This window comes from Natrialba asiatica DSM 12278, from assembly GCF_000337555.1.
Classification (GTDB): domain Archaea; phylum Halobacteriota; class Halobacteria; order Halobacteriales; family Natrialbaceae; genus Natrialba; species Natrialba asiatica.
Genome location: NZ_AOIO01000040.1, coordinates 22,109 through 35,006 on the forward strand (window position 1 = coordinate 22,109; position 12,898 = coordinate 35,006).

At 65.0% G+C, this 12,898-nt stretch carries 10 protein-coding genes and 1 tRNA gene; 6 read left to right on the forward strand and 5 right to left on the reverse strand.

The window, feature by feature from the left end:
• Positions 1-198: 198 nt before the first annotated feature.
• Positions 199-3,372 carry a S8 family serine peptidase gene (locus C481_RS17650; protein ID WP_006110685.1) on the forward strand — a complete coding sequence of 1,058 codons (3,174 nt, stop codon included), beginning with the start codon at positions 199-201 and terminating at the stop codon, positions 3,370-3,372.
• A 132-nt stretch (positions 3,373-3,504) separates the two neighbouring features.
• On the forward strand, positions 3,505-4,479 hold the full coding sequence (locus tag C481_RS17655) for a cohesin domain-containing protein (protein WP_006110686.1): 975 nt from the start codon (positions 3,505-3,507) through the stop codon (positions 4,477-4,479).
• A 495-nt stretch (positions 4,480-4,974) separates the two neighbouring features.
• On the opposite strand, the gene C481_RS17660 is transcribed toward C481_RS17655, so the two are convergent.
• Positions 4,975-6,834, reverse strand: coding sequence for a helicase C-terminal domain-containing protein (locus C481_RS17660; protein WP_006110687.1), 1,860 nt, complete (start codon positions 6,832-6,834; stop codon positions 4,975-4,977).
• Between the two features lie 180 nt (positions 6,835-7,014).
• On the opposite strand from C481_RS17660, the gene C481_RS17665 reads away from it, so the two are divergent.
• Positions 7,015-7,114 (forward strand) — tRNA-Gly (locus C481_RS17665).
• A gap of 242 nt (positions 7,115-7,356) precedes the next feature.
• Here C481_RS17665 and C481_RS17670 read toward each other — a convergent pair.
• Positions 7,357-7,626 (reverse strand): DUF7561 family protein, encoded by a 270-nt coding sequence (locus C481_RS17670; RefSeq protein ID WP_006110688.1) that lies wholly within the window; start codon positions 7,624-7,626, stop codon positions 7,357-7,359.
• Positions 7,627-7,737: 111 nt separating this feature from the next.
• On the opposite strand from C481_RS17670, the gene C481_RS17675 reads away from it, so the two are divergent.
• Positions 7,738-8,787 carry a YkgJ family cysteine cluster protein gene (locus C481_RS17675; RefSeq protein ID WP_006110689.1) on the forward strand — a complete coding sequence of 350 codons (1,050 nt, stop codon included), beginning with the start codon at positions 7,738-7,740 and terminating at the stop codon, positions 8,785-8,787.
• A 150-nt stretch (positions 8,788-8,937) separates the two neighbouring features.
• Here the strand turns inward: C481_RS17675 and C481_RS22315 are convergent, their stop codons facing one another.
• The gene (locus tag C481_RS22315; RefSeq protein ID WP_006110690.1) at positions 8,938-9,111 is read right to left on the reverse strand and encodes a DUF5786 family protein; all 174 of its coding nucleotides are present in this window, start codon (positions 9,109-9,111) and stop codon (positions 8,938-8,940) included.
• A 130-nt stretch (positions 9,112-9,241) separates the two neighbouring features.
• On the opposite strand from C481_RS22315, the gene C481_RS17680 reads away from it, so the two are divergent.
• Positions 9,242-10,249 (forward strand): DUF5784 family protein, encoded by a 1,008-nt coding sequence (locus tag C481_RS17680; protein WP_083860933.1) that lies wholly within the window; start codon positions 9,242-9,244, stop codon positions 10,247-10,249.
• 5 nt (positions 10,250-10,254) lie between these two features.
• Here the strand turns inward: C481_RS17680 and hisG are convergent, their stop codons facing one another.
• Positions 10,255-11,109: an ATP phosphoribosyltransferase gene (gene hisG, locus C481_RS17685; protein WP_006110692.1), complete on the reverse strand. Its 855-nt coding sequence runs from the start codon at positions 11,107-11,109 to the stop codon at positions 10,255-10,257.
• Between the two features lie 67 nt (positions 11,110-11,176).
• Entirely contained in the window at positions 11,177-12,025 is an 849-nt protein-coding gene (locus C481_RS17690; RefSeq protein WP_241434707.1) for a stage II sporulation protein M, read from the reverse strand.
• Between the two features lie 175 nt (positions 12,026-12,200).
• On the opposite strand from C481_RS17690, the gene C481_RS17695 reads away from it, so the two are divergent.
• Positions 12,201-12,626, forward strand: a complete 426-nt coding sequence (locus C481_RS17695) for a hypothetical protein (RefSeq protein ID WP_241434708.1) — start codon at positions 12,201-12,203, stop codon at positions 12,624-12,626.
• Positions 12,627-12,898 lie beyond the last annotated feature (272 nt).

Genomic DNA, 12,898 nt, shown 5'->3' on the forward strand with positions numbered 1-12,898 from the left:
GTAGGCGGTCAGTAACGCGAATTGTTCGCGCGTTTAACCTTATAGCACATATACTTTTTGGCCGATTTCTACCGCAGATAATGGTTATTACCATTTAACGAGATATTCATTGGAGTGTGACTGTGTCGCAAAAGGAAACGATGCGACACGAACAGAGACATGAGTCGACACACATCGAAATCAGCGGTAATACGGAGTATGGCAGTCGTCTTTGCCCTCCTCATGATCACGTCGGTCCCGGCGATGGCGGGGATCAGCGGATCGAACGGGGCAACGGAGACAACACAATCAGCACCAGCGGATGCTATCGAAGAGTCGCTCCGCACGGCGGACGGGACGACCGAGATGATCGTCCGGTTCGAGAGCGCTGACCCCGCCGCTGCGACGAGTTCAGCCGATGCCATCGAGATGATGCAATCGCAGGCGGACGAGTCGCAGACGAAAGCCCAGAAGTGGGCGGCAGAGACCGACGGCGTCGAGTTCGTCGAGAGCTTCTGGATCGCGAACGCGGCGCTCCTGGAGGTCGACACGGACGAAGTGTCGCCGAAGGAGGTGCTTCGGTACACCGGTGGCGAACGCCTTCACGAGAACTTCGAGCTGTCGCTCCCGGAGAGCCAGTCCGACGCTGACGAGAGCTACTCGCCGGCCAACGAGAGCGCCAACGTCACGTACGGACTCGACATGATCAACGCGACCGAGGTCTGGGACGAACACGGCACCCAGGGCGAGGGCGCTGGCGTCGCCGTGCTCGACACCGGCGTCGACGGCGACCACCCGGACATCGACATCGCCGACGAGAACTGGCAGGAGTTCGATAGCAACGGCGAGCCGGTCGACTCCGAGCCGAACGACGGCCAGGGTCACGGGACGCACGTGAGCGGCACGGTCTCCGGATCGGACGATCCGGCCGGTGACGTTCCCGCCTTCGGCGTCGCACCCGACGCTGAACTCTACCACGGGAAGGTGCTCGACGACAGCGGCGGCGGTACGTTCGCCCAGATCATCGCCGGGATGGAGTGGGCAGTCGACGACACCGACGCCGACGTGGTCTCGATGAGTCTCGGCGCGGCCGGCTACGACAGCCAGATGATGGAGCCGTCCGAGAACGCCCGCGACGCGGGCGTCGTGCTCGTGACGTCCGCCGGCAACTCCGGTGACGGCGTCAGTGGCACGCCCGGAAACATCTATCCGAACTTCGCCAGCGGTGCCGTCGACGCGGAGCACAACGTCGCCTCGTTCTCGAGCGGCGAAGAGATCGAGACGGCCGAAGCCTATCCCGACGCGCCCGAGTACTGGCCCGACAACTACACGGTACCGAACGCGGCAGCGCCCGGCGTCGACGTGCTGAGTTCGGTGCCCGGCGGCGGCTACGACGACACCTACTCGGGAACGTCGATGTCCGCACCGCACCACGCGGGAGCGTTCGCGCTGATGATCGCCGCCTCCGGCGGCGACGCCGACCGCGAGATGCTCTACGACGCGATGGAGGAGACCGCCTGGAAGCCCGCCGACTGGGACGAACCCGACGACGAGTACGACACCCGCTACGGCATGGGTATCATCGACGTCGCAGCCGCGACGAACATGGTCGCACTCGACAGCGGAATCGACGGCACCGTCACGGACGCCGCCGGTGAGCCGATCGACGGCGCAACCGTCGCCATCGAAGACGGTATCGAGACCGAAACCGACGCGAACGGTGAGTACAGCCTGGTCGCTCCGGCCGGCACCCACACCGTCACCGTCGACGGCTTCGGCTACGAGTCGACCGGCGCCGACGTGACCGTCACCGAAGAAAACACCACCGTCCAGGACTTCGAACTCGCCGACGCGCTCGACGCCGAACTGGCCGACGGCCAGCCCAACGGCGTCGAAGGCGGCGATGCGATCACCGTGACGACAACCGTTGCGAACGCCGAAACGGTTACCGTCGACCTCGCGGGCGACTACGACCCCGCGGACGCGACGCTGTACGTCGAGGGCGAGGAAGCCGCATTCGGCGAACCCGTCGACCTCGACGGACCGATCTCGGACGAGTTGACGATCACCGTCGAAACGACCGAAGATACCGCGGGTGAACTCTCGCTCGAGCAGACGATCGGCGGCATGGGCGACGAACTGACCGTAAGCACCGGTCCGACGATGGTCTTCGAGGAGTACGTTCCCGTCGCCGTCGTGGACGATGCCGGCGCCCAGGGAGAAGCCGTCGCCGACACGCTCGACGGCTCGCTTCCGGAAATGTACGACCCCGTCGTGACGACGTCCGACGAGGCGATGGACGGCTACGACGTGATCGTCGTTCAGAACATCGAGACGGCGAACGCCGACGAGTTCGTCAGCGCGACCGAAGGGGGCGACACCGGCGTCGTCTACCTCGATCAGTGGGGCGACGGAAGTAACGGCATTCCGGCCCACTCCAACGCGACCGGCGAGCCGGCATCCACGTTCGAGGACGACCTCGTCTCGCCGCCGCTCGGATACGAACTGACCGCCGACCACGAGATCTTCGAGGGCGTCGGTGAGGCCGGCGATACCGTCGACCTCCACACCGCGCTCTTCGGCGACCACACCTGGTTCGACGGCACCGAGTACGACGTGCTCGCGGAGACGACCGTTACTGGATCACCGGTCGGTTCCGGCTTCGCCGTCGACGACGAGAGTTCAACGATCCTGGCGTCGAACCTGGGATACACGACCTTCGTCACCGGCGGTGACTACACGGCCGACGCCGACGCGATTCTGGCGAACTCGGTCGAGTACCTTGTTTCGGGTACTGACGAACCGGAGAGCGCCCTCATGTTCGGCGAGGGCGACTATATGGGATCCATCGGCGAGACGACGACGGTCGAGATCAACACGACCGCCGAGGCCGTGGCCGGCTACGAGACGCAAGTCCACTTCGACCCCGACGTCGTGCAGGTCGAGGGCGTCGCCGGCGTCGACTTCGCGGACCCGGTCACGAGTATCGACAACGAGAACGGCACGGTCTCGCTCGCACAGGCCCAGAGCAGCACCGAAACGATGCCGACCCTCGCCGAGATCGACTTCGAGTTCATCGGGGAGAGCGACAACGAAACCGAACTCGTGTTCGACGCGGACAACACCTACCTCAACGACGAAGCGGGCGAGGTCAACGTCACGCTGGTCGACGGAACGATCGCATCGGCCTGGCCCGGTGACGTGAACGCCGACGGGGCGGTCAACCCGCTGGACGCGACGCTGACCCAGCAGTACCTCACCGGCGAGGAACCAACCGGCACCTTCCACGAGGAACTCGCCGACATGAACGACAACGGCGAAGTCGACGCCGGCGACGTGACGAACATCCTCGAGGAGATCGTCAGCACGCACGGCATCGAAGCGCTCGCGTAAGCAGCCGACAGCACAGGCTACGAGACACACCATCGAATCGCCACGCGGCGATTCCGTCTGTAACCGCGGGTCGAACTGGGACACGACCGCACGGCCGCAGACCGCAGGAAACTCACATTATTTCCAGATTCAATGACACGTACGAGACTGACGCCACGACTGTTCGTTCTCACACTGGTCGTCGTCCTTGCGACGACAGCGATGGCTGCGACGGCAGCGACGGCGGCGACACCCGTCTCCGAAACCGACGGACACGCACAGCCGACCGTTCACACGACCAGTAGTGACCAGGGCGCACTGCTCACGACCAATGCGGACGAGACGCTCACGCTCGAGGTCCTGGAGGAAACCGACGAAACCGTCACCGTCGCCATCTCCTCGACGGCCGCCGATACCGCCGGCTTCCAGGCGAACCTGAGCTACGATCCCGACGCGACGAGCGTCACCGACTTCGAGTTCGGGGACCTCGACGGAACTGCCGACGACAACGTCGATTCCGACACCGGACACCTCTTCCTGACCGAATCCGTCGTCGGAGCCGACAGCCTCGACGAACCGACCCTCGCAACGGTGACGTTTGCCGTCGGCGAGGACGGCCTGGACGAACTCGAGTTCGTCGACGACGACTCGCTCGTGAGCGATAGTAACGGCGATGTGATCAGCGGCGAAGACGATGGAGACGGTGGCGAGTCGCCACCCGCCGGCGGCGGCGGTGGCAGTAGCGGTGACGACGACGCCAGCGGCGGGAGCGGCGCTGGAACCGGTGATAACGGCGACGAAAACGGAGACGACACTGACGAGACCGACGGCGGCAACGAAACCGATGGCGGAGCGGCGGACGGAACGGGCGACAGCGACGGTGACGGAAGCGTCAGCGACGATGACGACGCTGGAACGACCGATGGCGACGGCGACGACGGCGACGCGGATAGCGATGGCGACGACGGCGGGGAAAGCGACGACGCGGACGGCGAAACGACCGACGACGGGAACAGTAGCGACGACGAGGGAAGTGACGGACTGCCGGGCTTCACCGGTGGCATCACGCTCGGCGTGCTGGTAGCCGTCCTGGCCGTTCTCGGTGCGGCGACGCGCCGGCGAGACTAACGGCTCCCGTCTGTGACGGTTTTCGTTGATTCTGCTACGTTGCATTTTCAACGGGTTCGCCTGGGTGACCAACGGATACAGATGGGGTCAGTGCGACGCGACGAGCGACGACGGGATCGTCGGCGAGACGGCGGACGTGACATTCATACGATCGGAGTGAATCAAGGGAACTATGAACCGAAACCAGATCATCGCGCTCGTCTTCGCGTTCCTCATGGTGACCTCGGTGTTCGCGGGCGTTCTCGCTGCATTTTAGCGCGGGTGCCGAGTCGGATTCGAAGGCGAAACGCGGACGCCGATCGGACGACGGACGGGATGAGACGCCCGCGCCGGGCAACGCAGGGCGCATCGCTGGCGGACAGCGATAGGTAGCACGAGAGGGAGCGTCGGCTCTCGGACGAACTGCTGGCAGTCAGTGCTGGCACAGCCACAACCCGTCCTGTGTCCCGCGGGTGCGCCGGGAAATCAGTACGGTAGTTCGTATCAGTGACCGGGTTACGAGCCGTCCGTCTCCCAGACGTCGGCGAGCGGACTCGACGACGAACTCGGTGAACTCGTCGAGTTCGGCGACCGGTCTGATCGGCGCGATCGGCTCCCGGAACGGCCGCGCCGATGCGCGTTCGTTTCCCCGTCCGTTGAACGCTCCGCACCGCTTCCGGCGCGGGCGGCCTGCGGATCGAACGCCGGAAGGTCGGGGCGGGTCATGCGATCGACCTGCGCGCTGAACCAGTCCGGCATGTCCGTGCGAGCGCGGTCGAACAGATCGAGGAGACTCGAGTCCGCGAGGTAGGTCGCGCCGTGGTCGTCGGGTGCGCGAACGACGCGCCCGCAGGCCTGGATGATGGTTCGTAACGCGGTGCGGTAGTACCAGGCCCACTGGCCCTCCTCGAGTCGGTGAGCGACCCGCGAATCGCCGGTGTTGAGATACGGCGCTTTGCAGAGGACCTGCCAGCGACAGAGATCGCCCTTCAGATCCAGCGCCTCCTCCATCTTCACCGAGAGAAAGACGTCGGGGCCGTCGCTTGCCTTCCACTCCTCCAGGTCGGCGTCGCGGCCGTCGCGATCGTGAACTCGGATGCGGTCGCCGACGCCGAAATCGCACAGGAGTTCGGCGAGCCGTTCCTGAATGTTATAGGAGTGAGCGTGAATCAGCCCCTTTTCGTCGGGGTGGCGCTGCATGAGACGGACGATGGTGCGGGCGATGTCCGGCGTCGTTTCGTCCCGGTGCTTGTAGGTCATCTTCCCCTGCGTCACGTCGTACAGCGGCCGGTTTTCGACGGGAAAGGTGTGGCCCACGTCGACCAACGCGACGGCCTCGGGGTCGAGTCCGACCTGCCGGCAGAAGGCCGCCTTATTGAGGATGGTCGCCGAGAGGAGGGCGAACTTGTTTCCGCGGTCCCAGACGGTGTGTGCGAGGTACTTCTCGGGGTTCATCGGTTTGATGGTCAGGGGGCCGCCCGGCGTCTCGTCGGTCCCGTCGTCCGTTTCGTCGCCGGTATCGCCCGCGTGCGGCTCGGATTGGTCGACCAGCCACGTCGTCGGACTCTGCGGGTCGCGGTAGTCCGAGACGAACCAGTCGAGTTCGCCGATGAGTTCCTGGAGGCGGTCGCGTTCGCGTACCTCGCGGGGCGACAGCGACTCCTGGGCGAGCAGGTCGTCCTTCCGGCGGGTGCAGGTCTGTTCGAGGTTTTCGGCGTAGCGGACGGCGCGTTCGATGCCGTCGATCTGCGGGACGCGCAGGTCGTCCCAGAAGGGGACGGTTCGTGGGCCGAGTTGGATCGTCGCGTACATTTCGGCCCACTCGGCGAGGCCGTGGGCTTCGTCGATGACGACGACGTCGCGCTTGCGAAAGACCTCGCTGCCGGCGGTCTGCATGAAGTACGCGAGCGTCATCGCCGCGATTTCTCGGTTCGAAGCGATGGCTCGGTCCGAGAAGTACGGACAGCGGTGTTTGACCGAGCAGTCGTAGCCGCGCTCGCGAACGCAGGGTGCCTGGTTGACCGGCGTGGTGCGTTCCTCGGGGAGGATGCAGGTGTAGTTCGATTTCCCGCGAATGACGTTCAGGTCGGCGAGCAGGTCGTCGGCCGCAACGTCGTCGAGTTGGGATACCTGCGGCGTCGTGTAGTAGGCTCCCGTGGCCTCGCTCGGATCGGCGTCCTCGACGGTCCGGGCACAGCCGGCGACGGCGCGGGCCAGAAGGGACTTGCCGCTGCCGGTCGGCGCGCGAACGAGCACCACGTCGTTGCCGGCCGCGAAGGCCTCGCGAATGTCGCGGAGGGCCTGCTCCTGGTTCCCGCGGTAACTGGGGGCTGGAAAGGCTTCGAAGAGCCGATCGGGATTCACCGTCTGACTCACGGACCGGCCGACTCCTAAAGGCTACGGAGCGTCGCTCGCGCTGAACCGTTCGGCTGCAGTGACCGAGTTCAGGCGAGCGACCGTGAACACGTCAGTGGGGGTCAAACCGGCGGTAGGCGGTGGATACTCGGGGGTAACTGACCGATTACAAATACGGATTCCGTCCTCGGATTGGCGTGCGGAAGGGTCGCTCAGCGGTAGAGCACCGCGGTGCCAGTCGACACTGTCCCTGGCCCGCGGCGGCAGCATGCCTCGTGGCGTTCAAATCCCACCCCTTCCGTGTCCGGTTGCGGGCAACATGACCGTTCCCGTTGCCATTGCCACCGCCCGACAGGTGGCTTGCGTGTCCATGGCTCGCGCTCGGTCTGGCTAACACGAGCGCGGGCGATGACTCATGTCTCTTCTGCGGATCGTTCGGTACCGAGCGGTGTTGCGTTGTACCTAACGTTCACGACGTCCACGTCCGCTTCTACCGCGTCTTCGTGCTCCCCTTCCTGCTCCGCCGTCGCACTCAGATCAAAGCTACGGGTGTTTCGAGGACGAACGCGACGCCGGAGCCACCCGCGAGTTCTCGTGGTCGACCCGTTCGAGCCGAGCGATATCGTCGGCAATCGGGTTGTCGGGAACGACGTCGAGACAGGGGTAACACAGCAGGTGGTCCGTCCCGTCCTGCAGTTCGAGCGTGATCGCCGAGCCGTCGCTGCCGTCGTTTTCGCCGAAGGTCCAGAGGTTGGCGACCCCGCCGGCAACGGTGACCGGTCGCCCGCAGCCGTCGCAGGCGTTCGGTGTCATATTCGACGGTTGTTCCGAGCGCTGAAAGTCGTTCCCCCCGACCCGTGGAGCGAACGTGGACGGTCTCCCCGCAGCCGGCGAGTTATACGGCTCGCAACGGTACCACCGACTATGGAGGTCCACTGTGACGGCTGTGCGGGCTGTTGTATGGACTGGACAGCGCTCCTCGAGCGCGACGGAGACGGGAGCGAGAACGGAGCCGAACTCGAGTGCAACACAGACGACGACAGTGACAGTTCCGAAGCGGCGCTCTCGGAATCGGGTCCGCGCGGGCGGTTCGGCGATGCGGACGCGATGAATCGAGCCCCGTTCGACGCGGACGCCAACTTCGTTCCGCTCACCCGCGAGGAGGTGCGAACCATGCTGGACCGGGGGCTTGCTGCCGCGATGACGCCCCGGTTCTGGCACGCCCGCGACGAGAGCGAAGCGGTCGAAATCGACGGTCACGCCGTCGCCGCAATCGCTGACCGCCCGGTCTTCTTCGTCGGCCTCCGAAAACCGCCGAAACCCGTCGCCCCCTTCGGCCGCGCGGACCCGACGTGGCTCCCCACCTGCGTCTTCCTCGATCCGACGACGCTCCAGTGTCGCATCCACGACGACGAGCACTTTCCGACCGAGTGCGGGGCCTATCCCGCCCACAATCTCGAACTCGACCAGGAAACCGAGTGCGAGCGCGTCGAAGCGACCTTCGGCGGCGACCGACTGGTCGACGACCGCGTCACCGACGACGAACTCGCAGACGGGCCGCTACTCGGCTCGCAGGCCATCGGCGAGAAACTCTTCTGTCATCCTCAGCCAACCGAACTCGAGGGCGTCATCGATCGTCTCTCGACCGGGACCCTCCGGCCGGCCGACCGCGCGGAGTGTCTCGCGGTGGCAAGCGCCTCGAGTTCAGGAACGCTGGCGATCTCCGAATCCCACTACGAACGGGGGAAAGTGCGGGCGCTCGAGACGATGGACGACGATACCGACGGTGACGCCGCGGCGGGCGAGTCGGAGACACACTCCTGGGTCGGCCCCGCCATCCGCGAGTGGACCCGGCGCTACCGCCACCACCAGCAGTCGACACCGGGAGACGACGCCCCGCCAGCCGAACTCGCAGTCGACATCGAGGAGACTCGCGGCGCTCCCGAGACGCCGGGCTGGGACGCACTCGAGTGACCGAGGGCCGTCGGGTGCGATCGTCGCTGAACTCGCTGCGGCGTCTCCGTGAACAGGCGAGTTCAGGAGCGCAGTATTACAGTGGAGTTCAGCGGGTAGCCGCGGCTCAGGGGCGCAATTGATGGGAAAACGGCGATGGATCGATCGCCACTAGTCCGACTTAATCTCCTCGAACTGGTCCAACAGATCCTCGGCGGATTCGCCGGCGTCGTACTCTACGCGGCCGTGATATATCGTTCGTTCGTCATCGAAGTCGGCATCGACTCTCGATGCCTGTTGTTCGCGGCGCTCGTGTTCGTCTTCGTCATAGGCACCCATTGACATGGCAAGTATACGCATAGTAGGGACGGTTCGCATATCAATGTAACGGTCGTTCATATCCGAAGTTAATCACGGGGTCGTGACGGTTAGCACGTCTCGCAAAACGTATGCACGGCCGGCCCGTAATACGGGTGTGGCAAAGCCGCTTCGCTTTCGCTATTCGCCCACATCGTGGAGCGATCAGCGAGTTCGACAGAAGATTCTCCACCCACTTCGATCGAATATCGGTGCACGTGCAGTGACGCCGCAGTTCGAGATCGGTGCCGACTGGGAAACACACCGCTTCGAGATGCAAAACGACGACGTCGCCCTCTTTGCGCGTACCGACGACGAAGCCTACTGGATGGGCAACACCGAGACGCCCTCTTCGCTGTGGCGGACGGACAAGTACGGTTGGAACGAGATTCCCTATCACGTCTCGCGGTGGGCCCAACGCGAACTCCTCGCGACGCTTCACGAGAGCGATCCGTGGCTCGCGGACTATCCGCACCTCTCGTGGTACTTTCTGCCGGTATTCATGTCGAAAGACGGGCGCGAATCGACGCGGGCGTTCTTCCGCCAGCACGCGGCGGGCTTTCCCGACGCGAGTCGGCGGGAGACGACGCGATTCTTCGAGGAGTTTCTCACGACCGGCGTTCTCGACGAGTATCGGCACGTCATGTCGGGAAAACTCGGCACCAGCACCCACGTCGACCGCGTTCGGATGAGCGCCGCGATGGGCGAGTTCATCGCCGCCAAAATCCTCGCCGACGCGGGCTATACGGTCACGCCCGAAATCGAGGTAACGACCGGCCACTCGCTGGATTTCCGTGCGGAGGACGAGGAGACGAACGTGCTCGTCGAGGTGACCCGTCCGCAGCCGCCGGGGAATCGAGCCGCATCCGGGCCGGTCGCAGCGGTCCGTGATACGGCGGAGACGAAGACCAACGGCCAACTCGCGGAACACGGCGGCGGCGCGGTGTTGTTCGTCGATTGTTCGAGTTTTCGCGACGACGCCTGGGCGGCGGTTCGCGGCGAGCAGCCGGACGTTCGCCACCGACCAGCCGTCGTCTATCGGACCCGTCCGAACGGCCGCGTCGAGGGCTATCGAAAGGGGTCGGTACCCCTCGAGTTCGGCGACGCACTCGAGTTCGGCGATTGAGCCGTCTACTCGACCAATCGCTCGATTTCCGTCACCAGAATATCGCTCGCACCCGCCTGTTTCACGTCCGTGATCGTCTCGAAGACGGCTCGCTCGTCGACGACCGCGTGGACGGCGACCTTCTCGCCGCCACCGTTTGCGATGTCCATCACCGTCGGCCCGCCCAATCCGGGAATCACGTCGCGGACGTCGTCCAGTCGGTCCTCCGGCACGTTCATCATCAGGTAGCGCTTGCCTTCGGCCTGCTTGACCGACGCCAGCGCGGTCCGCACCTCCCGGATCTTTGGCTCCTCGCGGACGTCCTCGCGGGCGAACAACCGCACCGAACTCGAGAGAACCTCCTCGATGATGCCGAGGCGGTTCATCTTCAGCGTCGTGCCGGTGCTCGTGATGTCGACGATGGCGTCCGAAATCTCGACGTGCGGCGTTAACTCCGTCGCGCCAGTGACCTCCACGACGTTCGGCTCGAGTCCCCGCTCCGCGAAGAACTCGCGGGTGACGTTCGGGAATTCGGTTGCAACGGTTCCGCCCGCCAGGTCGTCGACCGACGTGATCGAGCCGTCCTCCGGCGCAGCGAGGACGAGTCGACAGCGACCGAACTCGAGGTCGAGGAGTTCCGCCACGTCCGTAACCTGTGCCTCACGGACCTGGTCGTAGCCGGTGATTCCCATGTCCGCGGCCCCGTCGGCGACGTACTCCGGAATGTCGGCCGCGCGGGCGAAGAGCACGGAGACGTCGGGATCGACCGTATCGGCGTAGAGCTGGCGGTCCGCACCGTTCTCGAGGTGGAGCCCCGCCCGCTCTAACAGGTCGATCGTCGGCTCGTGCAGGCGGCCCTTGTTGGGAACGGCGATTCGCATTACCGGTCCCTTCGGTATCGGCAGCCAACTGTCTTTTCATCGAGGCGGGTTTCGCTGGCCGAGACGGTCACGGCGTCGTCGGGACGGGACCCGGCTGCTGGACTTGCTCCGCAAACAGCATCTCGAGCAGCGCCGGCGTCACGTAGGCTTCGACGACGGCGGCGAGGACCAGCAAGAGCCAGGCGAACCCGACGAGCGCGGCGGTCCGAGCGAGATACGGCCTGGTGAGAAACGCCTCGCGGGACCCGAGGACGCGCTCGCCGAACCGAGTCACGAGCCGAAAGCCGACGCCGGCGGCGATGAACAGCGCCGGCAGTTCGAAAATACCGTGGGGGACCAATCCCGCGACGATGAACTCGATCCCGACGAGTTCACCGACGGCGGCGCCGACGTTGCCGACGATAATGCCGTTGACGACCATGATGAAGGCTGTGAGCAGGCCGAGCGAAAGCGCGCCGCCGATGGCCAGGAGGAACGGAACGGAGTTGTTCTGGATGAAAAAGGAGGCCGTGAGGTCGAGTTCGAGTTGGCCCTGTCCGTTCCCCGGTCCGGATTCGGGGGCGAGCCCTTCCTGAAGCAGTTCGGCGAGCAGATCGAGTAAGTTGACGCCGGCGAGCAGGAGGCCGACGCCGAGGAGAACGCCGAACGCGAAGAGGCCGGTCGCAGCCCAGGTGGCGCGACGGTGTTCGTCCCACGCGGCGCTCAGGGCGTCGAACAGTCCCGGGACGGCGGTCCGCGAGACGACGGCGAGTGCCGCGAAGCCGAACCCGAGCGCCGTCGCGCCGATGACGGGGCTGTTATCGTGTTGCGTCCCGGCCGTTATCGCGGCCGACAGGAACGAAGCGAGCGCGAGTCCGAGAACGAGCGCCGTCCAGTTTCGCTGCGCGGTCGGACTGGCGGTGGGGCCGTCGGTCATAGCAGTACCGTCACGGAAATCGGGGATAAATCCGCCGACTGTGTCCGGGCGTCCGACCGCGGGGGCCGTCACGAGCGGTGCGGATCGTTGGTTTCGGTGGTGGTTCCCCGCGAGGCGTCGGCGTGTGCGATCGAAAACCAGAAGAAACATTGACAACTCGGTGGAACAGCATTACATGAGCGGTCGAGTTGGGCCGTCGATGTGGTTCCCGGACCGGCCCCCGACGCGGACGGATATCAGCATGATCGGGGTTGGAGTCGTGCTACTCCTCGTGAACGTGCCGTTTCACCAGCCGTTATCGTGGCGAGCAATCGCTGTCGGATTGGTCGCGGTTCTCTTCGTACTCGGCCCAGGAGCCAACACGCGACTCGCAGCGTCCATCGGTCAGTGGTTCCGAGAGATCGGAGCCGATGGCCGGATGGGCGTCATCCTCCTGTACTGCTGTGCGGTGGTCCTACTACTCGTAGTCGTTCCGATACGGCTCGCATTCCTCCCGCACGCCTTCATCGGTGGGATACTGGCGAACACGCTGTACGCCGTCGCTTACGTGGCGTGGGCCAAGAAGGGACGCGGATGGCGGATTAATCAGGGTACTAACTGAGAGGGGCAGTGGCTGCCATGGGAGTAGAAAGTGGTGTGACAGAGCACTCCCACCGACCGATTCGCGAGTTCACTGTACCGATCACTAGTGAGTGGAGTCGAGATTTGGGCCGAGACAGGCGACCTCCAAGGGGCGAGCGAAGCCGGCGAGCAGATCAGGGCCCACCGTGGAGACTGCTGAGACGGTGAGTGCCACGAGAGGAACCCGCCTCGAGTTCGCACTCAAATACGGCGGGAGTGGACCGGCGGTGCTCTCGAACGGGAACACCAGTT